The organism is Geothrix sp. SG200, from assembly GCF_022808935.1.
Lineage (GTDB): Bacteria > Acidobacteriota > Holophagae > Holophagales > Holophagaceae > Geothrix > Geothrix alkalitolerans.
Genome location: NZ_JAKZFR010000003.1, coordinates 53,241 through 76,856 on the forward strand (window position 1 = coordinate 53,241; position 23,616 = coordinate 76,856).

At 70.8% G+C, this 23,616-nt stretch carries 26 protein-coding genes and 1 riboswitch; of the genes, 16 read left to right on the top strand and 10 right to left on the bottom strand.

Annotation, left to right across the window (positions count from 1 at the left end; translation table 11 throughout):
- Positions 1-5: 5 nt before the first annotated feature.
- Positions 6-725 carry an FYDLN acid domain-containing protein gene (locus ML539_RS08075; protein ID WP_243322373.1) on the bottom strand — a complete coding sequence of 240 codons (720 nt, stop codon included), beginning with the start codon at positions 723-725 and terminating at the stop codon, positions 6-8.
- A gap of 98 nt (positions 726-823) precedes the next feature.
- Positions 824-2,494, bottom strand: a complete 1,671-nt coding sequence (locus ML539_RS08080) for a M4 family metallopeptidase (RefSeq protein ID WP_243322375.1) — start codon at positions 2,492-2,494, stop codon at positions 824-826.
- A gap of 239 nt (positions 2,495-2,733) precedes the next feature.
- Between ML539_RS08080 and ML539_RS08085 the strand changes: the two genes are divergently transcribed.
- The 3 genes from ML539_RS08085 to ML539_RS08095 are packed head-to-tail and all read left to right on the top strand — an operon-like array spanning position 2,734 to position 4,985.
- Positions 2,734-4,053, top strand: a complete 1,320-nt coding sequence (locus ML539_RS08085) for an MFS transporter (RefSeq protein ID WP_243322376.1) — start codon at positions 2,734-2,736, stop codon at positions 4,051-4,053.
- A 48-nt stretch (positions 4,054-4,101) separates the two neighbouring features.
- Positions 4,102-4,527, top strand: coding sequence for a ribonuclease domain-containing protein (locus tag ML539_RS08090; RefSeq protein WP_243322379.1), 426 nt, complete (start codon positions 4,102-4,104; stop codon positions 4,525-4,527).
- Entirely contained in the window at positions 4,527-4,985 is a 459-nt protein-coding gene (locus tag ML539_RS08095; RefSeq protein ID WP_243322381.1) for a barstar family protein, read from the top strand. Before ML539_RS08090 ends, ML539_RS08095 begins: the two co-directional genes overlap by 1 nt.
- Positions 4,986-4,997: 12 nt before the next feature.
- Here ML539_RS08095 and ML539_RS08100 read toward each other — a convergent pair whose 3' ends face one another.
- The 4 genes from ML539_RS08100 to ML539_RS08115 all read right to left on the bottom strand — a co-directional run bounded on the left by ML539_RS08100 (position 4,998) and on the right by ML539_RS08115 (position 8,135).
- Positions 4,998-5,630, bottom strand: coding sequence for a YceH family protein (locus tag ML539_RS08100; RefSeq protein WP_243322384.1), 633 nt, complete (start codon positions 5,628-5,630; stop codon positions 4,998-5,000).
- Between the two features lie 7 nt (positions 5,631-5,637).
- Positions 5,638-6,210, bottom strand: a complete 573-nt coding sequence (locus tag ML539_RS08105; protein ID WP_243322385.1) for a DUF3501 family protein — start codon at positions 6,208-6,210, stop codon at positions 5,638-5,640.
- Positions 6,207-7,601, bottom strand: a complete 1,395-nt coding sequence (locus tag ML539_RS08110; RefSeq protein ID WP_243322387.1) for a heterodisulfide reductase-related iron-sulfur binding cluster — start codon at positions 7,599-7,601, stop codon at positions 6,207-6,209. Before ML539_RS08110 ends, ML539_RS08105 begins: the two co-directional genes overlap by 4 nt.
- Positions 7,602-7,715: 114 nt before the next feature.
- On the bottom strand, positions 7,716-8,135 hold the full coding sequence (locus tag ML539_RS08115; protein WP_243287429.1) for a rubrerythrin family protein: 420 nt from the start codon (positions 8,133-8,135) through the stop codon (positions 7,716-7,718).
- Positions 8,136-8,279: 144 nt separating this feature from the next.
- Here ML539_RS08115 and ML539_RS08120 point away from each other — a divergent pair, with 144 nt between their 5' ends.
- Complete coding sequence (locus tag ML539_RS08120) at positions 8,280-9,188, top strand: LysR substrate-binding domain-containing protein (RefSeq protein ID WP_243322390.1); 909 nt, start codon at positions 8,280-8,282, stop codon at positions 9,186-9,188.
- A 247-nt stretch (positions 9,189-9,435) separates the two neighbouring features.
- Positions 9,436-10,044, top strand: a complete 609-nt coding sequence (locus tag ML539_RS08125; protein ID WP_243322392.1) for a hypothetical protein — start codon at positions 9,436-9,438, stop codon at positions 10,042-10,044.
- 58 nt (positions 10,045-10,102) lie between these two features.
- On the opposite strand, the gene ML539_RS08130 is transcribed toward ML539_RS08125, so the two are convergent.
- The 3 genes from ML539_RS08130 to rhlP are packed head-to-tail and all read right to left on the bottom strand — an operon-like array spanning position 10,103 to position 12,271.
- Positions 10,103-10,879 (bottom strand): thiazole synthase, encoded by a 777-nt coding sequence (locus ML539_RS08130; protein ID WP_243322393.1) that lies wholly within the window; start codon positions 10,877-10,879, stop codon positions 10,103-10,105.
- 37 nt (positions 10,880-10,916) lie between these two features.
- Positions 10,917-11,411 (bottom strand): rhomboid family intramembrane serine protease, encoded by a 495-nt coding sequence (locus ML539_RS08135; protein ID WP_243322396.1) that lies wholly within the window; start codon positions 11,409-11,411, stop codon positions 10,917-10,919.
- Positions 11,411-12,271: a rhombotarget lipoprotein gene (gene rhlP / locus ML539_RS08140; RefSeq protein WP_243322398.1), complete on the bottom strand. Its 861-nt coding sequence runs from the start codon at positions 12,269-12,271 to the stop codon at positions 11,411-11,413. The genes ML539_RS08135 and rhlP overlap by 1 nt, the downstream gene beginning before the upstream one ends.
- Positions 12,272-12,364: 93 nt before the next feature.
- Between rhlP and ML539_RS08145 the strand changes: the two genes are divergently transcribed.
- The 11 genes from ML539_RS08145 to ML539_RS08195 all read left to right on the top strand — a co-directional run bounded on the left by ML539_RS08145 (position 12,365) and on the right by ML539_RS08195 (position 22,941).
- Positions 12,365-12,970 carry a TetR/AcrR family transcriptional regulator gene (locus tag ML539_RS08145; protein WP_243322400.1) on the top strand — a complete coding sequence of 202 codons (606 nt, stop codon included), beginning with the start codon at positions 12,365-12,367 and terminating at the stop codon, positions 12,968-12,970.
- A gap of 46 nt (positions 12,971-13,016) precedes the next feature.
- Positions 13,017-13,541 carry an alpha/beta fold hydrolase gene (locus ML539_RS08150; protein WP_243322402.1) on the top strand — a complete coding sequence of 175 codons (525 nt, stop codon included), beginning with the start codon at positions 13,017-13,019 and terminating at the stop codon, positions 13,539-13,541.
- Positions 13,542-13,578: 37 nt separating this feature from the next.
- Positions 13,579-13,754: riboswitch (Lysine riboswitch) on the top strand.
- Positions 13,755-13,815: 61 nt separating this feature from the next.
- Positions 13,816-14,850, top strand: a complete 1,035-nt coding sequence (locus ML539_RS08155) for a M20/M25/M40 family metallo-hydrolase (protein ID WP_243322404.1) — start codon at positions 13,816-13,818, stop codon at positions 14,848-14,850.
- Between the two features lie 3 nt (positions 14,851-14,853).
- Positions 14,854-15,909 carry an aspartate-semialdehyde dehydrogenase gene (asd, locus tag ML539_RS08160; RefSeq protein ID WP_243322407.1) on the top strand — a complete coding sequence of 352 codons (1,056 nt, stop codon included), beginning with the start codon at positions 14,854-14,856 and terminating at the stop codon, positions 15,907-15,909.
- On the top strand, positions 15,906-17,246 hold the full coding sequence (lysC, locus tag ML539_RS08165) for a lysine-sensitive aspartokinase 3 (protein WP_243322408.1): 1,341 nt from the start codon (positions 15,906-15,908) through the stop codon (positions 17,244-17,246). Before asd ends, lysC begins: the two co-directional genes overlap by 4 nt.
- Entirely contained in the window at positions 17,243-17,971 is a 729-nt protein-coding gene (locus ML539_RS08170) for a dihydrodipicolinate reductase C-terminal domain-containing protein (RefSeq protein ID WP_243322410.1), read from the top strand. The genes lysC and ML539_RS08170 overlap by 4 nt, the downstream gene beginning before the upstream one ends.
- Positions 17,968-18,870: a 4-hydroxy-tetrahydrodipicolinate synthase gene (gene dapA / locus ML539_RS08175; protein ID WP_243322413.1), complete on the top strand. Its 903-nt coding sequence runs from the start codon at positions 17,968-17,970 to the stop codon at positions 18,868-18,870. The genes ML539_RS08170 and dapA overlap by 4 nt, the downstream gene beginning before the upstream one ends.
- Positions 18,870-19,691 carry a 2,3,4,5-tetrahydropyridine-2,6-dicarboxylate N-succinyltransferase gene (locus ML539_RS08180; protein WP_243322414.1) on the top strand — a complete coding sequence of 274 codons (822 nt, stop codon included), beginning with the start codon at positions 18,870-18,872 and terminating at the stop codon, positions 19,689-19,691. Before dapA ends, ML539_RS08180 begins: the two co-directional genes overlap by 1 nt.
- 28 nt (positions 19,692-19,719) lie before the next feature.
- Positions 19,720-20,835, top strand: coding sequence for a pyridoxal phosphate-dependent aminotransferase (locus ML539_RS08185; RefSeq protein WP_243322416.1), 1,116 nt, complete (start codon positions 19,720-19,722; stop codon positions 20,833-20,835).
- 19 nt (positions 20,836-20,854) lie between these two features.
- Entirely contained in the window at positions 20,855-22,042 is a 1,188-nt protein-coding gene (locus tag ML539_RS08190) for a hypothetical protein (RefSeq protein WP_243322417.1), read from the top strand.
- Positions 22,043-22,104: 62 nt separating this feature from the next.
- Positions 22,105-22,941 carry a methylated-DNA--[protein]-cysteine S-methyltransferase gene (locus ML539_RS08195; RefSeq protein ID WP_243322419.1) on the top strand — a complete coding sequence of 279 codons (837 nt, stop codon included), beginning with the start codon at positions 22,105-22,107 and terminating at the stop codon, positions 22,939-22,941.
- 31 nt (positions 22,942-22,972) lie between these two features.
- Here the strand turns inward: ML539_RS08195 and ML539_RS08200 are convergent, their stop codons facing one another.
- On the bottom strand, positions 22,973-23,602 hold the full coding sequence (locus ML539_RS08200; RefSeq protein WP_243322421.1) for a flavin reductase family protein: 630 nt from the start codon (positions 23,600-23,602) through the stop codon (positions 22,973-22,975).
- Between the last annotated feature and the right edge of the window lie 14 nt (positions 23,603-23,616).

Genomic DNA, 23,616 nt, shown 5'->3' on the forward strand with positions numbered 1-23,616 from the left:
GCCCTTCAGCGCATCCGGCCCGTGGGGCGCGTCAGCAGCTCCTGGCCGCTGAGCAGCTCTCCCAGGGTCTGGTGCCGGGGGCTCAGCACCATGCAGAGGAAGCTGAGGGGGAAGCAGGCCACCGAGATGAGATGCACGAGCGAGAAGGTGATGCGCCGCTCCGGGGCGTTCTCGGGCAGGGTCACGCCGAAGGGCGCCATGAGCGGAGACTGGCCCGTGAGCACCAGGGGCGCCATGAAGAGGATCCAGGACGTCGCGAACAGATAGGGCACCACGAAGGGCCAGGCCCCGGCGAGAAGCCGCAGGGGGGAGATGCCCAGGGCCCAGGCCGGGAGGACCAGGGTCAGGCCCTGGACGAGGGCGAGCAGGAGCGCCTCGGCGGCTTCTACCTTCACCAGGGGCCAGAAGCTGGAGCTGGGATCCTGGATCCCGAGGACGGCCTGGGGGTGGAACCCGGGGGCGGGGAGGGGATCGCCGGCGTCGGTTCGCTGCAGCTCCTCGGGGGCCACCTCCACCGCCACTTCCGGAACCCGGCCCAGGGCGGGGGCGGTCAGGGCCCGGGGGGAGGCTTCGAGGGGCACCTGCGCCAGGGCCGAGGCCTGGAAGAGCATGGGGCGCCCCCGCCGCGGCGGCGCCAGGGCCAGGCCGCACTCCGGACATTCCGCCGCGAGGGGGGAGAGGCGGGTCTGGCAGCTGGGGCAGGTGCGCCGGGTGGAGACGGTCATCAAGCACCACTATCAGGCAGGGGCTCCCGTGAGGGAAGCCGCCCGGAACGAACAGCGCCCCGGGAACCCGGGGCGCTGTGGGGGATGGAGCCGTGGTCCTAGAGGACGTTGACGGCCTTCCAGGCGGTGTTCACGGTGTTGTATTCCACGGAGGCGGCGCCGTAGAGGTCGGCGGCGGCGCTCAGGGTGGCGGTGCGGGCACCGGCGTAGTTGGTGCTGCTGGTCATGTAGACCGTGAGGGCGCGATACCAGATGCGGGAGGCCTTGTCGTTGCCCAGGCCGGCGATGCTGGTGACGCCGTTGGCCATGGGGGACTGGATGCCGTCGGAGAAGGTGTCGATCTGGCTGCCGTGGGACAGGAGGAAGAAGAAGTGGTTCGCGACGCCGGAGCTGTAGTGGACGTCCAGGCGGCCGAGGGACTTGGACCAGGCGTCGGGGCTCTTGCCGTCCAGGCTGGGCTTGTGCATGAAGCGCAGGGGCCGGTAGTAGCTGGCGGTGGCCAGCTGCTCGCCGATGTAGTAGTTGGCGGCGGGCACGGCCTTGCTGGTGGAAGGCGTGGGGGTGGTGGTTCCGGTCCAGTAGACGTTGATGGTCGAGGTGATGTTGCTGTAGTTGGGCACGGTGGTGGTGCCGCCCCCGTGGGCCATGAACTCGACCATGGTGCCGAAGATGTCCGAGTTGGCTTCGTTCAGGCCGCCGGACTCACCGCGGTAGGTGAGGTTGGCGGTGCGGGCACAGACGCCGTGGCTCATCTCGTGGCCGGCCACGTCGATGGACTCGAGGGACTTGAAGGAGGAGCCGTCGCCGTAGGTCATGCAGAAGCAGCTGTCGGACCAGAAGGCGTTGTCGTAGGCGCTGCTGTAGTGCACGCGGCTGTAGGTGGCGGTGCCGTTCCCGTCGATGCCGTTGCGGCCGAAGATGTTCTTGTAGAAGTCGTAGGTGAGGCCCACGCCGTAGTGCGCGTCCACCGCCGCGGTCTGGCCGTTGGCGGAGGTGGTGCTGGCGCCGGAGACGTAGTTCGCGCCGTCGCCCCAGGTGTTGTCGGCATCGGTGTAGGTGGTGCCGTTGCCGGTGGTGGCGTGGTTCAGGTCGCGGGTGTCGAAGTTCATGCCGCGGACCGTGTCCCGCAGCTCGTAGCCGCTGGCCAGGCTATTGGTGTTCAGGGCCACCACGCCGGAGTACTGGCTGTTGCCGGTGCCGTTGGCGGCGGCGGTGTGCAGGGTGCTCCACTGCTCCAGGATGGCGCCGCTGTGGGCGTCCACGAGGAAGTCGGTGTGGCGGGTCTCCTCGGCGCCGTTCTCCAGCTCCGTGTGGATGTGGTAGGCCAGGGTGGGCTGGCCGACGGTCACCACCACGAGCTCGGAGGTGGGCGTGTGGGCGTAGGCGCCCTTGGGGGCCAGGGACTGGTGGGCCACGGCCAGGGCCTCGGAGGCGCCGAGGGTGGGCGTGACGTTCAGGTTGAGGCCGCGGACCAGGGCGTCCGTGCGGCCCGTGACGGCGCCGCCCTTCATGTGGACGATGGTCTCGCCCTCGAACACGCGCACGCCCTTGTAGAACTGGTTCATGCGGACGTGGGCCTCGCCGGTGGCCTCTTCGAAGACGTTCTTGGTGGCGAAGCCGGCATTCCGGTCCAGGCCCAGCTGGAAGACGCGGGCGTCCAGGTGACGGGCCGCCTCGTTGGCGAGAGAGCTGTCCACGGGACGGGCGGCGAAGGCCGGGACCACCAGAAGGGCGGCGGCGGCAAGGCGAAGGGTGAGACGGGATGGCATGATGACCTCCAGGGAGTCTAAGCTCCGGATGGGTGGATGGGGATGACAAGGACTGGGGTGCGTGAATGAATCCTAGGTGGCAGAAGGCAAATCATCCCTGTTAAGAGTTATGAATTTTTATGAGAATCAATTCTATTTGAGAGGTTTGGGGAGGCCCCTGTCACCATCGGGGGATCGAGCCACTCCGGTTTTCCCCCCTTTGTTTCCGCTGACACCCCGGCCCACCTGAGGACCCCACGATGACCTCCGCGATTCCCGGTGCCTTCCATCCGAGCACCCGGCTCTACCGGTTCACGATCCTGATCTTCATCAGCCTGCTGGTGCTGGGGAGCTACTTCGCCTACGACAGCATCGGGGCCCTCGAGACCACGCTGATGCGGGAGCTGAACCTCGACCGGAGCACCATCGGCAACCTCTATACGGCCTATTCCGTGGCCGCCATCGCCATCGTGTTCTTCGGCGGCATGCTCTACGACAAGCTGGGGCCCCGCAAGGCCAGCCTGTTGTTCAGCACCCTCGTCTTCCTGGGCGCGGTCATCGTGGCAGTGGCGAAGGGCAAGTGGATGCTCATCTTCGGACGGCTGATCTTCGGCGCCGGCTCCGAATCCCTCATCGTGGTCCAGAGCGCCATCATCAGCCGCTGGTTCAAGGGCAAGGAGATGGCCATGGCCTTCGGGATCGCGCTGACCCTCAGCCGGGTGGGCACGCTGTTCTCCTTCAACACCGAGGAGCTCATCGCGGACCACTTCCACAGCTTCCGCACGGCCCTCTGGGCTGCGGCCCTGCTCTGCCTCTTCTCCGTGGTCTGCAACCTGGTCTTCGTGGCCATGGACCGGCACGGCGAACGCGAGCTGTCCCTGCCGAAGGCCGGCGCCGGCGACAAGATCGTCTTCTCCGACCTCAAGAAGTTCACGTCGTCCTACTGGTTCGTGGTGCTGCTCTGCGTGACCTTCTACAGCGCCATCTTCCCGTTCACCGCCCTCTCCACGGACATGTTCCACGACAAGTGGGGGATCCCCCTGGTCAGCGCCTCGAACGGCGGGTTCCTGACCCGGGTCTTCTACAACTTCACCCACATGTTCAGCACCGCCCCTGGGATCACGAGCATCGCCATCGCCGCCTCGATGTTCTTCGCGCCCTTCGCGGGGGACCTGGTGGATCGCCTGGGCCGGCGCGCCTCCTTGATGGTGGTGGGCTCCCTGCTGATGATCCCGGCCCACCTCCTGATGGGCATCACCCACTGGAACCCCATCCCGATGATGGTGATGCTGGGCGCGGCCTTCGTGCTGGTGCCCGCCGCCATGTGGCCTTCCGTGCCCCTGGTGGTGGAGGAGAACCGGGTGGGCACGGCCTTCGGCCTGATGACGGCCATCCAGAACCTGGGGCTGGCGCTGTTCCCCTACCTCAACGGCAAGCTGCGGGACGTGACGGGCACCTACACCTCCACCCAGGTCATGTTCGCGGGACTGGGCCTGGCGGGGCTCGTCTTCGCCTTCCTTCTGCTGCGAGCGGACAAGCGGCATGGCGGCGTCCTGGAGGCCGGGTCCTCCAAGGCCTAATCGGCTCGGGAGAGCCGGAGTAGACTGGAAACCCTTTCCGGAGTCCCCATGACCCGCTGGCGGAGGACCCTCGCACACCTGGCCGGTGGCTTGGCGCTCCTGGCCGCGCTGATGGCCCCGCTGGCTTGCGGCCCGGGGGCGGTGCCCCCAGCCCAGCCAGCGGCGCAGCCCCCGGCCCAGGTGCGTCAGGCCTCGCCGAACGACATGATTCCCGCGTCGGCCCGGGAGACCCTGGCCTACATCCGGAAGCACGGCTACGCCGCACCCGGGTACATTGGGGGGCGGGTCTTCGGGAACTACGAAGGCGTGCTGCCCCGCTACGACGCCCGCCGCAAGCGCATCGAGTACCGCGAGTGGGACGTGCATCCGAAGGCCGAGGGGCGCAACCGCGGCGCCGAGCGCCTGGTGACCGGCAGCGACGGCCGGGCCTGGTACACAGCGGACCACTACCGCACCTTCACCGAGGTGAAGTGATGGCTGGCCGCCTGGACTGGTCCTTTCTGGCTTCGACCCAGCGGCCCCGCGTGCACGTGTGGTCCGGGTCCGCCTCCGCCCTGGTGGATGCCGCGCCCGCGGAGACCGGCCGGTTGCTCCGCTGGCTGCGGGGCGACCGCATGCGGACCCGGGCGGGGCTCCTGGACGAATGGGCCGCCGCGGCCCAGTTCCCCCCCCACTTCGGCGGCACCTGGGACAGCCTGCGGGACTGCCTCTCGGACCTGCCCGAGGGCGGCGCCTTCCTGGTGCTGGAGGCGGACCAGCTCCTTCAGGACGCCTCGCCTGAGGATGGGGTCACGCTGATGGCCGTCCTGGCCGACGTCGCCGAGGACCTGGCCCCCCAGCCCTTCCACCTGGTGCTCCAGGTGGATCCCGCCCGCCGGGGCGACCTGGTGGCCGGCCTCCGGGCCCTGAATGTGGCCTACGGGGATCTCTAGGGCCTGACGGTCCTAGAACAGGGCCTTGAAGGCCTCGAAGGCCTGGCGCAGGTTCGCCAGTTCCTCGCGCAGCGAGGCGACCTCGGCCTCCAGTTGTTCCACCCGGCCTGGCGCCGAGGGAAGGGTGGACTTGGCGGGAGCGGCCTCGGCCGCCACCGGACCCGCGAGCAGGTGCGCCACCCTCGCCTCCCGCGCGCCCGGGGCCCGGGTCAGGCGCACGGCCAGGGGGGGCTCGGCCTCCATCAGGGCCGCGAGGCAGCCCTCCAGCTCCGTCAGGTCCGGGAAGGTGTACATGCGCTTCGTGTTCGTGCGCAGCTCGCCGGGCGTCTGCGGGCCCCGCAGCAGCAACTCCGCCAGCAGGGCCGCCTCCTGCACGGAGAGGTTCCAGGTGGGCTTGGCCGTGTGGGCGAACTTCGTCACCCGGCCCGGCCAGGTTTCCGCCAAACCCCGGGCCATGAGCGCATCCACCGCCGCCTGTACCTCGGCCTCCGACACCGCCAGCACGGGGTCCCGGTTGCTGGACTGATTGCAGGCGTTCACCAGGGCGTTCAACGAAAGCGGGTAGGCATCCGGCGTGCTGAGCTGCTTCTCCAGCAGGCAGCCGAGGACGCGGCACTCCAGGGGGGCAAGGTCGAGGTCGGGCATGGAGGCATTATGCCTCCGCCGGGAGCCGACCCAGGTCCTCCAGCAGGGCCCGCCGGGTGGCGGGGCTGAGGGGGGTGCCGACCGCGAGCTCCGGCAGGTCCACCAGCACGCCCACGGGGGTGCGGTCGCCCACAGGGAAGATGAGGAACTGGACGGAGGAGAGGCGCGCCTCGTCCATCTGGGCCGCGTCGAAGCGGGCCGACTCGCGGCTTCCGTCCGTGAAGGTCAGGTGCAGGTGGCCCGGGAGGCCCCGCCAGCGGCGGAGGAGCACGGGGCGCAGGGCGGCATCGGGGATCTCGATGAGCAGGGTGCAGCCCAGCTCCCCCTCGCCGCCGAGAACCGCGTTGTAGGTGTCCAGCTCGTGCCGGATGTCCGACTCGCGCACCATCTGCTCGGCGCGGACCATCTCCTGGATCTGGTAGCGGATGGTCTCCTGGTTCTCGAAGAGCAGCGTGAGGTGGTCGCCCAGGTGGACCCGGCGTAGGTCCTTGGCAGCCATGGCGGAAGCCCGGATGGCGTCCCGCCGGTCCGCGTAGGTGAGGAAGTCCAGGATCTCGGCGCGCTCGACCTTCGCCCTCATGGCGCCTCCCGGGCCGCGGGGTTCGGGAAGCCGTCCTTGCGGTAGGCCCGGGCCAGGATCGTCATGGGGTGCAGGGCCCGCCGCCCGGCGTGCTGTTCGAACTGCATGCCCGCCAGGGGGCACTCCGTGGCCCAGACCTCGGCCTCCGCCGCGGCCTGCATGCCTGTGAAGGCCTTCTGGCCCACGCGGCGGCTGGCCTCGTAGGTCTCGGCGCGCATGGCGTAGGTGCCGTCGTGGCCGCAGCACTCCATCACGGAGACGATGGAGACGCCGGGGATCTTCTTCAGCAGGTCGCGGCCCTTGAAGCCCACCCGCTGGGCGCGCAGGTGGCAGGGGGCGTGGTAGGCGATGGGGCCCGGGCTGGATTCGAAGCTCCAGTTGGCCCGGGGCTCGTTCCGGATGGACCAGAGGAACTCCGCCGGGTCCCGCACGGCGGCGGCGAGCTTTTTCGCCCGCTCGCGGTCCTCGCCCTCCAACAGCTCCGGGTACTCCTGGCGCAGCATCATGGCGCAGGTGGGGTTGATGGCCAGCACCAGCGAGCCCGCCTCCACGTGGGGCATGAGCGCGTCCAGGTTGGCGTGGGCCTGCTTCCGGAGGCTGTCCAGGTCGCCGTGCTCCCAGGCGGGCATGCCGCAGCACTGGAGGCCCTTCACGCAGCCCGCCCGGCAGCCGTTCTTCTCCAGCACCTCCAGGGTGTCCTTGCCGAGCTGGGGCTCGTTGTTCTGCACGATGCAGGTCTGGAAGAGCACGGCCTCGGCGCCGGGCCGCGCCTGGATGCGGCCGCTCTTCTCGGCCCAGGCCTCGAAGGTGGCGGAGGCGAAGTCCGGCAGGTGAGCCTCCCGGTGGATGCCCAGCGTCTTCTCCATGAACCAGCGGTGGATCGCCACCCGGTTCATGGTGTTGGCCAGGCCGAAGGAGGCTCGGGCCAGCTTGGCGGAGAGATCCGGGTCGCCCAGGAGCTGGTCGCGCAGGGTGCCGCCCTCGCGCCGTCGGCGCTGGGCCTGGTAGCGGTGGACGAGCCTGGGGAAGTCCAGGGCGAAGGCGTGGCCCTCCCGCGGCGTGTAGGGGCACTGCACCTCGCAGAGCTTGCACTGGAAGCAGTCGTCCATGACGCCGTCGCGCTCCGCCTTCGAGAGGGCGCGAACGTCGCCGTGGTGCGTCTCGTCCAGCAGGGCGAAGAGGCCCGGGAAGGCGTCGCAGTACTTGAAGCACATGCGGCAGCCGTGGCAGATCTCAAAGGCCCGCTCCACCTCCTCCTTCAGCAAGGCCTCGTCCCAGTAGCGGGGATCCGCCGGGTCGTAGACCGTGCTCTTTCCCGCCAGATAGCTGATGCGCTCACCGGGCGTGGTGTGCGGGCGGTCGTGGTCACCCACCGAGTAGCGCTCGGCCATGCGTCACCTCGAAAGGATCTGGAACGCGAAGAGCGCGAATGGGGCGAAGAACCACGAATTCAAAAATGACTGCTTGGCGTTCTTCGCTTCCTTGACGCCCTTCGCGTTCTTCTTTCAGCTGATGGACTCGAGCATCTTCTGGAAGCGGCCGGCGTGGCTCTTCTCGGCCTTGGCCAGGGTCTCGAACCAGTCGGCGATCTCGGCGAAGCCCTCCTCGCGGGCGGTCTTGGCCATGCCCGGGTACATGTCCGTGTACTCGTGGGTCTCGCCGGCGATGGCGGACTTGAGGTTCAGGGCGGTGTCGCCGATGGGCAGGTCCGTGGCGGGATCGCCCACGGCCTTCAGGTAGTCCAGGTGCCCGTGGGCGTGGCCGGTCTCGCCGTCGGCCGTCTCCTTGAAGTTGCCGGCCACCTCCGGGTAGCCCTCGATGTCGGCGACCTTGGCGAAGTAGAGGTAGCGGCGGTTGGCCTGGGATTCGCCCGCGAAGGCGTCCTTCAGGTTCTGGTGGGTGCGGGTGCCTTTGAGCTTGGTCATGGCTCCTCCGGGATCGGGTCCCCAAGGTAGGTCCGGCGGCGCCGCGGGGCCGATACTTCTTCCGGATCGCCTTGATAGTACAGGGCTATCGGCGCCTTCTCCGGACCTTGGCGAGGCCAATCGAGGCTGCCATGCTCGCCCTCGATGGCGCGCCCTTCCGACCTCTCCCTCCGGCAGCTGGAGTACCTGGTGGCCCTGGCGGACACCCTGGGCTTCCATCGGGCTGCGGAGCGCGTCCACGTCTCCCAGCCCTCCCTCAGCGCCCAGATCCAGCAGATCGAGGCCACGCTGGGCCTGCGCCTCTTCGAGCGGGACCACCGCCGGGTGCTCCTCACGCCCGCGGGCGGGGCGGTGGTGGCCCGGGCCCGCCGCATCCTGCGGGAGGCCCAGGACCTCCTGGCCTCGGCCCAGGCCTGGCGGGATCCCTTCCAGGGCACCTGGCGCCTGGGGGTCATCCCCACGGTGGCGCCCTACCTGCTGCCGGAGGTGCTGCCCGCCGTGACCGCCGCCCACCCGGATCTGCGCCTGAAGCTCCGGGAGGAGCGCACGCCCGTCCTGCTGGCGGAGCTGGCCGCCGGAGGCCTGGAGGCGGCCATCCTGGCGGAGGGGGCGGACCTGGGCGACCTGGTGCGCACGCCCCTGCGGGAGGACCCCTTCCTGCTGGCGGCGCCCCTCCACCATCCCGCGGCCCGGAAGACGCAGGTGAGCCTCCGGGACCTGGAGGGCCAGCCCCTCCTGCTGCTGGAGGACGGCCACTGCCTTCGGGGCCAGGCCCTGGCCTTCTGCGGGGAGGCCGGGGCGCGGGAGGTGGACTTCCGGGCCTCCAGCCTGCCCACCCTGGTGCAGATGGTGGCCGCAGGCCTGGGCCTCACCCTGCTGCCCGGCCTCTGCATCCCGGTGGAGGCGAGCCGCGCGCCGCTGATTCTGCGCCCCTTCGGCCGGCCGGTGCCTGGACGCACCCTGGTGCTGGCGTGGCGGAAGGAATCACCCCTGGCCGAGGCCATGGGGACCTTCGCGGAGGACCTGCGGAGGGCTTGGCCGGAGACCCGCTAGGGCGTGCATTCGCCTTCGCCACCGCAGGTGGCTTTCTCGTGGTGCCTTTTCACCGGGAGGGCCGACCCATGTGGCGGACACCAACAGCCTTGCCGTGATGGTCAAGTTCCTGGGCCATGCCAACCCACGGTTCATCGCGCCGCATTAAGTTGCACTGAGACTCAATACACCTATATTGAAAAAACATGCATATTTACGGCATGGAGGTTGATTTTTCGATAAGTGATCCAGCTCAGAGGAGAACGCCGTGAGCCAGACTCCAAGCCTTACCACCCCATCGGGCACCAGCCGCATGCTCGGGCGCTTCGCACTGGCCGCCGCCTTGGCGATCGGCATTGGGATTTGCGTGCCGGCTTCGGGCCAGGCGGCTGGCGAACAAGGCGAGAGCCAGGTTGCGCGCGGCTTCGCCATCGTACCGCCGGGCGTGACGCTCAACCTCCAGGGCCGCAACCGCGCGCTGGTCGGATTGGGCAGCTACATCGTGAACACGTCCGGCTGCAACGACTGCCATACGCACCCCTCGTACCTGCCCGGCGGCGACCCCTTTGCCGGTCAGTCGGAGCTCGTGAACAGCGCCCAGTACTTGACGGGAGGTCGACAGTTCGGGCCGTTCACCTCGCGCAACTTGACGCCGGACAGCACGGGACGCCCGGCTGGCTTGAGCTTGAGCGAATTCCTGAACCTCATGCATACCGGCGTCGACCCGGATTGGAGTCCGGCATCGGGTCGTCCCCAAATTCTCCAGGTGATGCCGTGGCCAGCCTTCGGCAAGATGACCGATCGCGACCTGACGGCCATCTATGAGTACCTGAGCGCGATCCCGTCGCTGCCCAACAACCCGAACCCGGGCCCGTGAGCGCGCTCCGCCGCGCCGGCCTCTGACTCCATTGCGACCGCGAACCTGAAAGCTGATCCTAGCGGCCCACGACGCCCGCCACGGGACTGCTGGCGCTGGCGTAGAGGCGCTTGGGCATGCGGCCGCTCTCGAAGGCCAGGCGGCCGGCCTGCACGGCGTGGTCCATGGCCTGGGCCATCTTGGTGGGCTCGCCGGCCTCGGCCACGGCGGTGTTGAGCAGCACGCCGTCGGCGCCCAGCTCCATGGCCAGCGTGGCGTCCGAAGCCGTGCCCACGCCGGCGTCCACGATCATGGGCAGCTGGTAGGCCTCCACGACCTCCTTGATGAGCAGGAGCGTCATGGGGTTCTGCACGCCCAGGCCCGAGCCGATGGCGCTGCCCAGGGGCATGACGGCGGCGCAGCCCGCGTCGCAGAGCTTCTTGGCCAGGATGGGATCGGCGTTCACGTAGGGCAGCACCGTGAAGCCCTCTTTCACGAGGATCTTCGCGGCTTCCAGGGTCTCCTCGTTGTCGGGGTAGAGCGACTTCTGGTCGCCGATGACCTCCAGCTTCACCCACGGGGTGTTCAGGGCCTCGCGGGCCAGGCGGGCCACGCGCAGGGCCTCCTCGCGGGTGTAGCAGCCGGCGGTGTTGGGCAGGAGGGTGATGTCCTTGGGGATCCAGGTGAGGATGTTGTCCTCGCCCTTGGCGTTCAAATCGAAGCGGCGCACGGCCAGGGTGACCATCTCCACCCGAGCGGCCCGGTAGCAGGCCTGCATGGTGGCGAAGTCCTTGTACTTGCCCGTGCCGAGGACGAGGCGGTTGCTGAAGGTCTTGCCGGCGATGACGAGGGACATGGGGCGCTCCGAGCCTCCAGTGTACCCCGGCCCCGCCTCAGGTTCGGCGCGGGTGGAAGTGCCGGATGCACGCCTGGACCGGCAGGGCCGCCGCCAGGCCCAGTCCCGAGCCCCAGAGGTGGGCGGCGGGCAGGGTGGACCAGCCACCCGCGCGCAACAAGACCCCCCCGCCAACGACCGTCTCCGCGGCCAGCTTGACGAGAAGGCCCGCCAGCATCATCAGGCCCAGGGCGGACTCATTCCGGACGGCCAGCCGCAGGCCCACCAGGGCCCAGAGGGCACAGGCCAGGCCTGAGGCGCCCCGGTACTCGCCACCGCCCAGGGAGGGCAGCAGCAGCACGCTCAGCAGGGGCGGGAGGATGAGCGTCCCGAGGGCCAGCCGCCGCCGGTCACGGGGGGCAACCAGGATCCAGGGCACGGCCAGGGCCACAGCGTTCGCCAGCGCGTGCTCCCAGCCGAAGTGGACCAGGTGCCCCGTCCAGAGGCGCCAGGGCTCCCGCAGGGCCTCGGCGGTGAGGGTGAGGACGTCCATCAGGCCCGCCGGAGCCGCAGGGCGAAGCCGAGCAGGGCCAAGGCGCCCAGGACCTCGATCCAGCTCGTGCTGCCGCCGAAGTTGCGACCGCCGCTCTGGCGCAGGGACACACCCTGGCGGTCCACCACGTCCACGTCCTTGCGCTCGCCCCGGGCCACCTCGGCCTTGAAGGCGCCCACCTCGGCGTCGAGGTTCTTGGCCAGATCGGTCATGGCCAGCTCCAGGCCCTTCGCCGAGTGCTCGCGGAGCTGCTTCTCGCGGTAGGCCCAGGTGGAGCTGCCCTTGACCTGGCTCTGGCCGGGCGCGCGCAGCAGGAAGGTGTGGCTGGCCACATCGTAGACCGCGGCGTCGATGAGCGTGTTCGTGTCGTTGGCGTCGCCGGGCAGCACGTAGGCGCCCACGATGGAGAGGTAGGTGAAGCTGTACCAGCGGGGATCCGTGTTCTGCACCTGGTCCACGCTCACCAGGGCCATCACGTCCACCCCGTACATCCGGGCCACCTGGTCCATGTTCTCGAAGCCGCCGCCCGCCCGGAGGTAGGCGCTGGGGATGAGCTTGATCTCCGAGATCCAGGGGCGGTCCTGGAAGCTTCGCTTCACCACGTCCAGAAGCTGCTTCTCCTGGCCAGGAGCCATGAGGTTCTGGACGCGCCAGGAGGCCGAGCCGCCGGGGACGAAGGCCACGCCCAGCTTCAGGGGCAGCTTGAGGCGGGCCCCGGCGGGATCGGGCATCGGTGCGGCCTTCTGTTTGGGGTAGAGGTAGTCCATGAGGCTGCTGCGGCGCACGTGGGTCTCCGGCGTGTTGCAGCCGAGGAAGGCCATGAGGGCCAGGGCAGCGGCGATGAAGGGACGGCGGGACATTGGAACTCCTTGGGGGTGGCGTTCAATACGCATGCGTATGGATGCCATACGGTATGGTATGGTAAGCTGGCCCGGTCACCTGTCAAGGCCGCCATGCCCGCTCCCCGCAAGAAGCCCCGCCGACTCACTGAACCCCTGTCCCCCGAGGCCTGGGTGAAGGCGGCCCAGGCCCTGATCATCCGGGAGGGCGTGTCGGCCGTGGCGGTGGAGCCGCTGGCCCAGGGGCTGGGGGTCACGAAGGGCAGCTTCTACTGGCACTTCGACAGCCGGGACGCCCTCATCAAGGCGGCCCTGGCGGACTGGGAGCAGGACCAGAGCGCGGATGTGGTGAGCCGCTATGGGGGCATCGCCGACCCGCGGCGGCGCCTGCGGGTCCTGCTCTTCGCGGCCTTCGAGGACGTGGAGAACGGTCTCTTCTTCGCGGCCCTGGCGCTCTCTGGAGAAGATCCCAGGGTGGCGCCCTTCCTCCGTCGCGCCACGGAGCGCCGCCTGGCCTTCGGCGCCGAGGCCTTCATGGCGCTGGGGCTGACGGAAACGGAGGCGCGCCAGCGGGCCCTGCTGGCCTACGCCGCCTACGCGGGCTACTTCCAGCTCCTGCGGGCCACGCCCAAGGCGGTGAAGGAAGTGACGGACCTCAGCGGCTACGTGCGCCAGCTGGCGGACGCCCTGGTGCCCGCGCGGGCCCCAAGGAGGGCTTGAACTCCGGCTCCAGTGGGCGTCCCATGGAGCCATCCCACGGTGATCCATGGCCGCCATCCTGATCGTCCCCGGCTATCAGAACTCGGGCCCCGGCCATTGGCAGAGCCTGTGGGAGGGCAGCCTGAGGGACGCGAAGCGGGTGGAGATGCCCAACTGGGAGTTCCCCCACAAGGTGGACTGGGTGGAGGCCCTGGACGAGGCCATCGCCGGTTGCACAGAACCGCCCATCCTCGTGGGGCACTCGCTGGGCTGCCTGGCGATCATCCACTGGGCCAAGGACCATGACCGTGAGATCCGCGGGGCTCTCCTGGCGGCCCCTTCGGATGTGGAGCGTCCGGACGTGCTGCCGGTTCTGCGGGGCTTCGCGCCGATCCCCCGTCAGCGGCTGCCCTTCCCGGCCATCCTGGCCGCCTCGTCGGATGATCCCTTCCTGGCCCCGGCCCGGGCACACACCCTGGCCTCGGATTGGGGGGCCCGGCTGGTGGACCTGGGACCCTGCGGGCACCTGAACCTGGCCTCGGGCCACGGCCCCTGGCCCCGGGGCGAGGGCCTGCTGGCCGACATCCGTTAGCGGGTTGCGGAAGGGGGGCCCGGCGTGGGAAGGTGGAGGTTCCGATGGAGGAGCGGTCCCCATCAGTACCGGCGGCGAGGGCGATGAACCCGATGACCCGGTGGGAAAGGGGAGGATCGCCGAAGGGTTCGCGACTCATCGGCGCGGCCCCTGGACGTCGAGGCGAAAGCCCGGCGGCTGTCGTGCCGGTCACCCGGCGCGGAGGGCCTGAGGCGCGGCGGTGGGATCCTTCCCCCCGCGTTCCTAATGGCACCGTCGGCCCGCCGAGGTTTCCATGAACGCCACCCCCGCTGATCTCCGAAGCTGGCTCACCGGCAGCCTCCAGCGGCTCTGCGCGCGCGAGACGACCTCGGGCCAGGAGGACGCGGGCCTGCCGGAGCTGCGGGAGCTCCTCCGGGAGCTCGGCGCCACGGTGGTGGAGCAGCCCGTGGCCGAAGGCCGCACCAACGTGCTGGCCACCTGGGGCCGGCCGAAGGTCCTCTTCTCTACCCATCTGGACACGGTGCCGCCCCACCTGCCGCTGCGCCTGGAGGGCGAGGTCTTCCACGGCCGCGGGGCCTGCGATGCCAAGGGCCAGATCGCCGCGCAGCTCGGCGCCGTGAAGACGCTTCTGGCCGAGGGCCGCGAAGGCCTGGCCTGGCTGGGGGTGGTGGGCGAAGAGACGGACAGTGCCGGGGCCACGGCGGCCCTGGGTCTGGCGGACCGGCTCCGCGACCTGCGCGTACTCATCAACGGCGAACCCACGGACCTGAAGCTGGCCACGGGCCAGCGCGGGGCCCAGCACCTGCACCTCCGTTGCGCGGGCCGGGCCGCCCACAGCGGCAGCCCGGAGCTGGGCCACGACGCCGCCTGGCCCCTGCTGGACTGGCTCCAGCGCCTGCGCGCCCAGCCGCGACCCGTGGACCCGGCCCTGGGCCCAGAGGTCTGGAACCTGGGCATCCTCCGCGCGGGCGAGGCCCTCAATTCGGTGCCTGCGGCGGGAGAAGCCCGGCTCATGATCCGCACCCTGCCCGGGAGCACCTTCGTGGACGAGGCCCGGCGCCTGGCGCCGCCCGAGGGCTCCCTGGCCCTCACGCTGGACGAGCCGCCGGACCGCTATCCCGAGATCCCCGGCTTCGAGCGGGCCCCCATGCCCTTCGGCTCCGACGCCCCCACCCTGCGGGCCCTGGTGCCCGACCGCACCGTGGTGCTGGCGGGGCCCGGCAGCATCCGCGTGGCGCACACCCTGGAGGAACGCCTCAGCCTCGCCGACCTCGAGGCGGGCGTGGCGCTCAACCACCGATTGGCCTTGCACTTCCTGGGAGACTGAACCATGACCGCCAAAATCCCCGTCACCGTCCTGGGCGCCACTGGCGTCGTCGGCCAGCGCTTCGTGCGCCGGCTGGCCAACCATCCCCTCTTCCGCGTGGAGCACCTGGCCGCCAGCGAGCGCAGCGCGGGCAAGCGCTACCGCGATGCCTGCGCCTGGCGCCTGGACGGCGAACCCTACGGCGGCCTGGGCGACCAGGTCATGGCCGAGGGCACGCCGGAGTTCGCCCTCTCGCCCGTGATCTTCAGCGCCCTGGACACGGGCCCGGCCAAGGAGCTGGAGCCCGAGTTCGCCCGGGCCGGGGCCATGGTTTTCTCCAACGCCGCGGCGTTCCGCATGTCGCCGGAGGTCCCGCTGCTGGTGCCCGAGGTCAACGCGGACCATCTGGGCCTGCTGGACGTGCAGCGCCACCACCACGGCTGGAGCGGCGGGATCGTCACCAACGCCAACTGCACGGCCACGGTGCTGGTGATGGCGCTCGCGCCCCTGCAGCGGGCCTTCGGCATCGAGGCCGTGCTGATGACCTCCATGCAGGCCATCAGCGGCGCCGGCTATCCCGGCGTGGCCAGCCTGGACATCCTGGGCAACGTCATCCCCTTCATCCGCAACGAGGAGCCGAAGGTGGAGGAGGAGACCCCGAAGATGCTGGGCCGCTTCACGGGCAAGGAGGTGGAGCTGGCGCCCATGCTGGTGAGCGCCCTCTGCCACCGCGTCCCCGTCATCGAAGGCCACACGGAGGCCGTGAGCGTGAAGCTGAAGGGCAACCCGTCCCTGGAGGCCGTGCGCGACGCCTGGCTGAACTGGCGGCCGGAACCCCAGCAGCTCAAGCTCTTCTCCGCGCCGGCGGTGCCCATCCACGTCCATACCCTGGAGGACCGCCCCCAGGTGCGCCGCGACGTGGAGAAGGACGAGGGCATGAGCGTCCACGTGGGCCGCCTGCGGCCCTGCCCCATCCTGGGCGTGAAGTTCGCGCTCCTTGGCCACAACACTGAGCGAGGGGCGGCCGGCGGCAGCATCCTGAATGCCGAACTGGCGCACGCGAAGGGGTACCTCCGATGATCGTCCTCAAGTTCGGCGGAAGCAGCGTGGCCGACGCGGCCTGCATGCGGCAGGTGGCGACGCTCGTGAAGGCGGCCCTTCCCCAGTCGCCCCTGGTGGTTCTCTCGGCCATGGGCAAGACCACCAACGGGCTCTTCGATGCCGCCAAGACCGCGGAGGCCGGGGACCTGGGCGGCGCCATGGAGCGGCAGCGGAAGCTGATGACCCATCACCGCAAGGCCGCGGAGGACCTCTTCGCGGGGGAGGTGCCCGAGGCGCTGGATGCGGACCTGACGGAGCTCTTCGGAGAGCTGGAGCTGCTGCTCCGCGGCGTCGCCATGCTGCGCGAGCTGAGCCCCCGCAGCATGGACGCCATCGCCTCCATCGGCGAGCGGCTGTCCACGCGGATCTTCGCGGCCTTCGTGGACGGCGCCTGGGTGGATGCCCGGACGGTGCTCCGCACCGACGCCACCTTCGGCGAGGCCACGCCCCAGCCGGAAGCCATCCGGGCCCTGGCCGAGGCCCATCTGAAGCCCCGCGTGGGGCCCGGCCGCTCCGTCATCACCCAGGGCTACATCGGCGCCACCGAGGACGGCCTCACCACTACCCTTGGCCGCGGCGGCAGTGACTTCTCGGCCGCACTCTTCGGCGCGGCCCTGGGGGCGGCCGAGGTCCAGATCTGGACGGACGTGGAAGGCGTGCTCACCTGCGATCCCCGCATCGTCCCCGAGGCCCTGCCCATCCCTGAGCTGAGCTTCGCGGAGGCCGCCGAGCTGGCGGCCTTCGGCGCCAAGGTGCTCCACCCGGCCACCATCCAGCCCGCCGTGGAAGCGCGCATTCCCGTCACGGTGCGGCACACCCAGAAGCCAGAGGGCCGCTTCACCACCATCTCCGCCGAGGTCCGCACGGGCCGGCCCATCACGGCCCTGGCCAGCCGCGGCCCCGTGACGGTGCTCACGGTGAGCAGCTCCCGCATGCTGGCCCAGAGCGGCTTCCTGGCCCGCCTCTTCGAGGTGTTCGGGCGGCGCGGCGTGAGCGTCGACCTGGTGGCCACCGCCGAGGTGAGCGTCTCCCTCACGGTGGAGGCGGACATGCCCCTGAAGGCCCTCATCAAGGACCTCTCGGCCTTCGCCACGGTGGAGGTGAACGAGAACCGGGCCATCATCGCCGCCGTGGGCGAGCGCCTCAAGTCCACGCCGGGCCTGGGCGCGCGCCTGCTCTCGGCCCTGGGCGACATCAACGTGGAGATGATCAGCATGGGCGCCAACGAGATCAACCTGAGCCTCGTGGTGCGCCGGGAGCAGGGCGACGAGGCCCTGCGCCGCCTCCACAAAGTGCTGGTGGGAGGGGCGCCGTGACGCTCCGCCTCGGGCTCTTCGGGAAGGGCCGCCTGGGCTCGGCCATCGCCGCCGAGGCCGGGCCGGCCCTGGCCTGGCACGCCGGCCGGGGCGAGACCCCGGACGCCGGGGCCGGCGTGGCCAATGTGGTCATCGATGCCAGTGTGGCCGAGGCCGTGGAGGCGCACCTGGCCTGGGCCCTGGAGACAGGCACGGACCTGGTGATCGGCACCACCGGCTGGTCCATGCCCGATCTCGAGGCCCGGGTCGCCGGCCGAATCGGCGTGCTGACCGCCTCGAACTTCTCCCTGGCGGTGGCCCTGATGGCCCGGATGGCCACCGTGCTGGGCCGCTTCGCCGCCCTGGATCCCGCCCGGGATCCCTACCTGGCGGAGCATCACCACCGCCTCAAGGCCGATGCGCCGTCGGGTACCGCCAAGACCCTGGCGGCGGCCCTGATGGCCGGCTGCCCCCGCAAGACCGAGTGGACCCTTGGCGCCCCGGCGGCCCACCAGCTGAGCCTGGGCGTGGTGCGGGCCGGCGCCGAGTTCGGCACACACACCGTGGGCCTGGACGCCCCGGCCGAGGTGCTGGAGCTCACGCACCGGGCCCGCTCCCGCGTACCCTTCGCGCAGGGCGCCCTGGCGGCCGCCCAGTGGCTCCATGGCCGCAAGGGCGTCTTCACCATGGACGACCTCGCCGCCGATCTGCTCGACCCCCTCTTTGTGTTTGGAGACAGACCATGACCCTCGACCTCTCCGGCCTTGCCGTCGCCCTGGCCACGCCGTTCACGGCCTCGGGCGAGGTGGACCTGCCCGCCTACCGCAAGCTGGTGCGCCACGTGGCGGCCGGCGGCGCGGACTTCCTCGTGCCCCTGGGCTCCACGGGCGAGGCCGCCACCATCCTCGACGCCGAGCGGGACGCCATCATCTCGGCCTGCCTCGAGGAGGCCGGGGGCCGCCCGGTGGTGGTGGGCACGGGCCACAACGCCACGCGCCAGGCCGCGGCGATGACGAAGCGGGCCCAGGCTCTCGGCGCCCAGGGGGCCCTGGTGGTGACGCCCTACTACAACAAGCCCACGCCGGACGGCCTCGTGGCCCACTTCGCCGCCGTGGCCGAGGCTGCGCCAGGGCTGCCGATCATCGCCTACAACGTGCCGGGCCGCACCGGGCTGAACGTGACTCCGCCGGTTCTGGCGCGCCTCTGGGAGAACCCCCAAGTGGTGGCCGTGAAGGAGAGCAGCGGCAACCTGGCGCAGATCGCGGAAATCGTCCGCCAGCTGCCCAAGGGGAAGGTCCTGCTGTCGGGCGACGACAACCTGGCCGTGGCCTCCATCGCCGTGGGGGCCTCGGGCCTGATCTCGGTGCTTGGGAACGCGCTGCCCCGGGAGACCGCGGCCCTGGTCGCCGCCGCCCGTCGGGGGGATCGCAAGGAGGCCCTCCGCCTCCACCAGCAGCTGCTGCCCCTCATGGACGCCCTGTTCCTCGAGAGCAACCCCATCCCGCTGAAGGCCGCCCTCCGCATGCTGGGCCTCTGCGGGGAAGGCCTGCGCCTGCCCCTGGTCCCCGCCGTCGCCGCCACGCGCACCCGCCTGGCCGAGGCCCTCTGCCTCTCCACCGAGGGCACCTTCCCCGGAGTGATCTGATGGTCGTCGACCTCGGTACCATCCACCGCTTCTTCAGCCGGCCCCCCGAGGACCTGGCCGCCGATCCCGAAGCGCCGGCCATGCACCAGGTGCTTCTCTCCGCCCTGGAGAGCGGGATCGTGCGGGCCGCCGAGCAGCAGCCCGACGGCAGCTGGCAGGCCAACCCCTGGGTGAAGCAGGCCATCCTCTGCGGCTTCCGCCGGACGAACATCGTGGAGATGCCCGGGCCCGGCTTTCCCATGTTCGACAAGACCGCCTATCCGGCCCGCCACTTCGGGTTGGAGGACGGCGTGCGACTCGTGCCCGGTGGCTCCTCCGTGCGGCGCGGCGCCCACATCGCCAAGGGCGTGGTGATCATGCCGCCGGCCTATGTGAACGTGGGCGCCTTCGTGGACGAGGGCACCATGGTGGACAGCCACGCCCTGGTGGGCAGCTGTGCCCAGATTGGCAAGCGGGTGCACCTCAGCGCCGCCGCCCAGATCGGGGGCGTGCTGGAGCCCGCGGGCGCCCGGCCCGTGGTGGTGGAAGACGACGCCTTCGTGGGCGGCCTCGTGGGCCTCTTCGAGGGCATCGTCGTGCGGAAGCGGGCTGTCCTGGCCTCGGGCGTGGTCATCACCGGCAGCACGGTGATCTACGACCTGGTGCATGGCCGCGAGCTGCGCCAGGAGGTGCCGGAAGGCGCCGTGGTGGTGCCGGGTTCGCGCCCGGCCTCGGGCGACTATGCCAAGGCTCACGGACTCCAGGTATCGGCCCCCTGTATCGTGAAGTACCGCGACGACAGGACCGACGCGGCCACCGCCCTGGAACGGGCGCTGAGGTAGCCCCAGTCCGGCCCGACCGAGAGAAGCCATGAAGCCCGCCTCCCGCCTATCCCTGCTGAAGCCCTCGCCCATCCGAGCCATCACGGACGGCACGCCGCCCGGGGCCATCCCCCTGGGCCTGGGCGAGCCCACCTGGGACCTGCCCGAGGTGGGCCGGAAGGCCCTGCTGCGCAACCCAGGTCCCTGTCCCTACGTGCCGCACGTGGGCCTGCTCGACCTGCGGAAGGCCGTGGCCGCCTTCCACGGCGCCCACGTGGACGAGGTGCTCATCACCACCGGCTCCCAGGGGGCGCTGTTCTCCCTCTTCCAGGCCTGGGTGGATCCAAGGACGAAGGTGCTGGTGCCCGATCCCGGCTTCGTGGCCTACCCGGCCCTGGCCCTCATGGCGGGCGCCGAGGTCGTGCCCTATCCGCTGTCGAAGGACCGGTTTCGGCTCGATGCGGACGCGCTGATCCGCACCCTGGACGCCACACCGGACGTGTCCGCCGTGATCCTCAACCTGCCCTCCAACCCCACGGGGGGCGGCGGGAGCCTGGAGGCGCTCAAGCGCGTGGCCGACGCCTGCCTCGCCCGTGGCGTGCTGCTCATCTCCGATGAGGTGTACCGCGACTTGCACTTCGGCACCCGCTGCCCCAGCCTGCGGGACGTCACCGACCGCGGCGTGGTGACCAGCTCCGTGAGCAAGGGCTGGGGCGCCCCGGGCCTGCGCGTGGGCTGGGCTGTGGGCGATCCCGCCTGGCTGGTGCCGGCCCGCACGGTGCACGGCTATGCGGTGACGGGCACGGCCACGCCCGCCCAGTGGGCGGCGCTGGCGCTGATCGAGCACTCGGACAGCGTGCTGGCCGAGGCCCGGGCCGCCGTGGGTGAGCGCTGGGAGGCTCTGGCCGCGGCTCTTCACGAGGAACTGGGCCAGACGCCGGCCCCGCCGGACGGCACCTTCTACCACTTCATGGCCCTGCCCGAGGCCGCGCATGCGGATCCCGTGGCCTTCTGCCTGAGGCTGCGCGACGAGGCCAAGGTGGTGCTCATCCCCGGCCTGGCCTTCGGCGAAGGCGGCCGCGGCCACGCCCGCCTCAGCTTCGCCGCCACCCCCGAGCAGCTGCGAGAGGGCGTGCGGCGGCTGGCGCCGTACTGGAAGAACTGATCCGCGGTTAGAGGCCCATATGCTTTTTGCCTTCGACGATGCCCGGTGCCGATCCCTCGCGGAGGCCCACGGCACGCCCTGCTTCGCCTACTCCGCCGCCGTCGCGGCGGAACAATTCACCACGCTGCGTGGGGTGCTGCCCCCGCGGGTGCGCCTCGCTTATGCGGTGAAGGCCAACCCGCACCCGGGGCTGCTGGCGTGTTTCGCGGCCCTGGGCGCCAGCTTCGACTGCGCGTCCATCGGGGAACTGGCGCGGGTGGAGGCGCTGGACCTGGCGGCGGGCCGCACCTTCTTCGCGGGGCCGGGCAAGCGGGAGGTGGAACTTCGAAAGGCCCTGGAGATGGGGGTGCGGGTGCAGGCCGAGGGCTTCGAGGACCTGGCCCGGATCGACGCCCTGGCCACCCGCGAGACGGCCGTGAATCTGCGCGTGCATCCCGCCTTCGACCTCGACGAGGGCAACCGCATCATCGGCGGCACGGGGCCTTCGGCCTTCGGCGTGGACGAAGAGGACGTGCCGGTCCTGCTCGAGAAGGCCGCGGGGCTGGCGAACGTGCGCATCAAGGGTCTGCATGTCTTCGCCGCCAGCAACCAGCGGGATGCCGCCAAGCTGAAGGCCATCCACGGCGCGGTGCTGGACCTGGCGAAGCGCCTGCATGAGGCCCACGGGCTCGCCTTCGAGCAGATCGACCTGGGGGGCGGCCTGGGCGTGCCCTACGCCTCCGATGAAGCGCCCCTGGACCTGGCGACTTTCGGACAAGGGCTGTCCGATTTGCTGGCGCGGCATGCCTGGTTCAAGGGCGAGCTGATCCTGGAGCCCGGCCGCTTCCTGGCTGGCCCCTGCGGCGTCTACCTGGCCCGGGTGGTGCGCCTCAAGGAGAGCCGGGGCACGCGCTTCGCCATCCTGGAGGGCGGCATCAACCACCTCATCCGGCCCCTGCTCACAGGCCAGCCGTTTCCGGTGAAGGCCGTGGGGAAGGGCGCGGAGAAGGGCGCGGAGAAGGGCTCGGGGAAGGCCGGGGGGACCGTGTCCTACACCCTGGCTGGTCCCCTCTGCACGAGCCTGGACCGCCTGGGCGAGGTGCGCCTGCCGGAGCTGGCGGCCGGAGACCTGCTCGCCTTTGGCACCGCCGGCGCGTACGGCCTGAACGAGGGCATGACCCACTTCCTCAGCCACCCTGTGCCGCCGGAGGTCTGGGTGGCGGGCTGATCCCCGCAAGATCCGGGTGGGAACGGAGCGCCCCCGGACCCACCCTGGCAGGGGAGGTCCCCATGGCCAGCAGCGACTACAGCCGGGTGGAGCGGGCCATCCGCTTCCTCGCCGATCACGCGGAGGAGCAGCCGAGCCTGGAGCGGGTGGCGGAGGAGGTGGGCCTCAGCCCCTTCCACTTCCAGCGGCTCTTCCAGCGGTGGGCCGGGGTGAGCCCCAAGCGCTTCCTCCAGGTCCTGACCCTGGCAGAGGCCAAGCGCATGCTCGCCGAGTCCCGGAGCCTGCTCGAGGTGAGCCACGCGGTGGGCCTCTCGGGCCCGGGCCGCCTGCACGACCTCTTCCTCCGCCTGGAGCGGATGACCCCCGGGGAGTACAAGGCCCAGGCCGGGGGCCTCACGATCCGCTGGGGGGTGGCGGAGACGTCCTTCGGCCCGGCCCTCTTCGCGGCCCTGGACCGGGGCCTCTGCGGTCTGGCCTTCCTCCAGGACGAGGGGCTGGACGGCGCCCTGGCCGAGCTCCGGGCGCGCTGGCCGGGGGCGCGCCTGGAACGGGGGGAGGCCCTCATCCGTCTCTATGCGGAGGCCTTCGAGGCCCGCATGCGGAATGGCGTGGGCCAGCCCCTCAGCCTCGTTCTCAAGGGCACGCCCTTCCAGCTCCGGACGTGGGAGGCCCTGCTCCGGATCCCACCGGGCCAGGCCGTGTCGTACCGCGACCTGGCCACCCTGTCCGGGGCCCCAGGCGCCATGCGCGCCGTGGGCACGGCCGTGGGGCAGAATCCCATCGCCTGGCTCATCCCCTGCCACCGCGTGATCCAGGCCACCGGAGCCCTGGGCCGGTACCACTGGGGCGCCCCGCGCAAGCAGGCCATCCTCGCCTTTGAGCGGGCGAGGACGGCCTGAAGGCTTCCCGGACCCCTGCCGAGCCGAGGCCTCAGGAGGCCACCGGCGGGCGCCAGGCCCGGGCCAGCCGGGAGGGCAGGAGGGGCGTCCCGCCCAGGCCGAAGAAATCGCAGAAGCTCATGATCAGGGGCTGCCAGAGCTGGGGGTCGATGTAGTCCCCTTCCCGCGGCATCATCAGGGCCTCGTCGATGTGGACGCGGATGACCTGGGTCTCGATGGCGGCCAGGTGGCTATCCTCGCTGCCGATCGGGTGGATGCCGCGGACCCGGGCCTCCAGGTGGACGGGGCACTCCAGGGCCCTCGGCGGCTTCACCAGGTCCGCGGGGACCGGGGTGAGGCCCGCGGCCTCGAATTTCCGTGGCTCGTGCCGGTAGCCCATGGCGGCCTTGTAGGGCGGCACCGGGTCGCTCCCCGTGAGGAGCGCCAGGCGATCCACGGCGGCCACCAGCGCCGGGGAAGGCAGGTTGAGGACACACTCTCCCTCGCGGGCGAGGTTCTCCACGGTCCGCGACCGGCTGCTCATCCCCAGCAGGCAGGTGTCCCCCAGCCACCAGGCCGAGGACATGGGCGCCAGGTTGGGCGAGCCATCGGGGTTCAGCGTGCTGATGAGGACCACCGGGGTCCCGAAGTACAGCATCTTTGGACGGACGACCTTGTGCATGGCCCACCTCCCGG

Coding starts and splice junctions, on each gene's coding strand:
- lysC (WP_243322408.1), top strand. CDS start 15,906: ATGATCGTCCTCAAGTTCGGCGGAAGCAGCGTGGCCGACGCGGCCTGC.
- ML539_RS08145 (WP_243322400.1), top strand. CDS start 12,365: ATGCCCGCTCCCCGCAAGAAGCCCCGCCGACTCACTGAACCCCTGTCC.
- ML539_RS08150 (WP_243322402.1), top strand. CDS start 13,017: ATGGCCGCCATCCTGATCGTCCCCGGCTATCAGAACTCGGGCCCCGGC.
- ML539_RS08130 (WP_243322393.1), bottom strand. CDS start 10,879: ATGTCCCTCGTCATCGCCGGCAAGACCTTCAGCAACCGCCTCGTCCTC.
- rhlP (WP_243322398.1), bottom strand. CDS start 12,271: ATGTCCCGCCGTCCCTTCATCGCCGCTGCCCTGGCCCTCATGGCCTTC.
- asd (WP_243322407.1), top strand. CDS start 14,854: ATGACCGCCAAAATCCCCGTCACCGTCCTGGGCGCCACTGGCGTCGTC.
- ML539_RS08105 (WP_243322385.1), bottom strand. CDS start 6,210: ATGAGGGCGAAGGTCGAGCGCGCCGAGATCCTGGACTTCCTCACCTAC.
- dapA (WP_243322413.1), top strand. CDS start 17,968: ATGACCCTCGACCTCTCCGGCCTTGCCGTCGCCCTGGCCACGCCGTTC.
- ML539_RS08090 (WP_243322379.1), top strand. CDS start 4,102: ATGACCCGCTGGCGGAGGACCCTCGCACACCTGGCCGGTGGCTTGGCG.
- ML539_RS08115 (WP_243287429.1), bottom strand. CDS start 8,135: ATGACCAAGCTCAAAGGCACCCGCACCCACCAGAACCTGAAGGACGCC.
- ML539_RS08080 (WP_243322375.1), bottom strand. CDS start 2,494: ATGCCATCCCGTCTCACCCTTCGCCTTGCCGCCGCCGCCCTTCTGGTG.
- ML539_RS08195 (WP_243322419.1), top strand. CDS start 22,105: ATGGCCAGCAGCGACTACAGCCGGGTGGAGCGGGCCATCCGCTTCCTC.
- ML539_RS08155 (WP_243322404.1), top strand. CDS start 13,816: ATGAACGCCACCCCCGCTGATCTCCGAAGCTGGCTCACCGGCAGCCTC.
- ML539_RS08120 (WP_243322390.1), top strand. CDS start 8,280: ATGGCGCGCCCTTCCGACCTCTCCCTCCGGCAGCTGGAGTACCTGGTG.
- ML539_RS08185 (WP_243322416.1), top strand. CDS start 19,720: ATGAAGCCCGCCTCCCGCCTATCCCTGCTGAAGCCCTCGCCCATCCGA.
- ML539_RS08190 (WP_243322417.1), top strand. CDS start 20,855: ATGCTTTTTGCCTTCGACGATGCCCGGTGCCGATCCCTCGCGGAGGCC.
- ML539_RS08135 (WP_243322396.1), bottom strand. CDS start 11,411: ATGGACGTCCTCACCCTCACCGCCGAGGCCCTGCGGGAGCCCTGGCGC.
- ML539_RS08075 (WP_243322373.1), bottom strand. CDS start 725: ATGACCGTCTCCACCCGGCGCACCTGCCCCAGCTGCCAGACCCGCCTC.
- ML539_RS08085 (WP_243322376.1), top strand. CDS start 2,734: ATGACCTCCGCGATTCCCGGTGCCTTCCATCCGAGCACCCGGCTCTAC.
- ML539_RS08095 (WP_243322381.1), top strand. CDS start 4,527: ATGGCTGGCCGCCTGGACTGGTCCTTTCTGGCTTCGACCCAGCGGCCC.
- ML539_RS08200 (WP_243322421.1), bottom strand. CDS start 23,602: ATGCACAAGGTCGTCCGTCCAAAGATGCTGTACTTCGGGACCCCGGTG.
- ML539_RS08100 (WP_243322384.1), bottom strand. CDS start 5,630: ATGCCCGACCTCGACCTTGCCCCCCTGGAGTGCCGCGTCCTCGGCTGC.
- ML539_RS08110 (WP_243322387.1), bottom strand. CDS start 7,601: ATGGCCGAGCGCTACTCGGTGGGTGACCACGACCGCCCGCACACCACG.
- ML539_RS08180 (WP_243322414.1), top strand. CDS start 18,870: ATGGTCGTCGACCTCGGTACCATCCACCGCTTCTTCAGCCGGCCCCCC.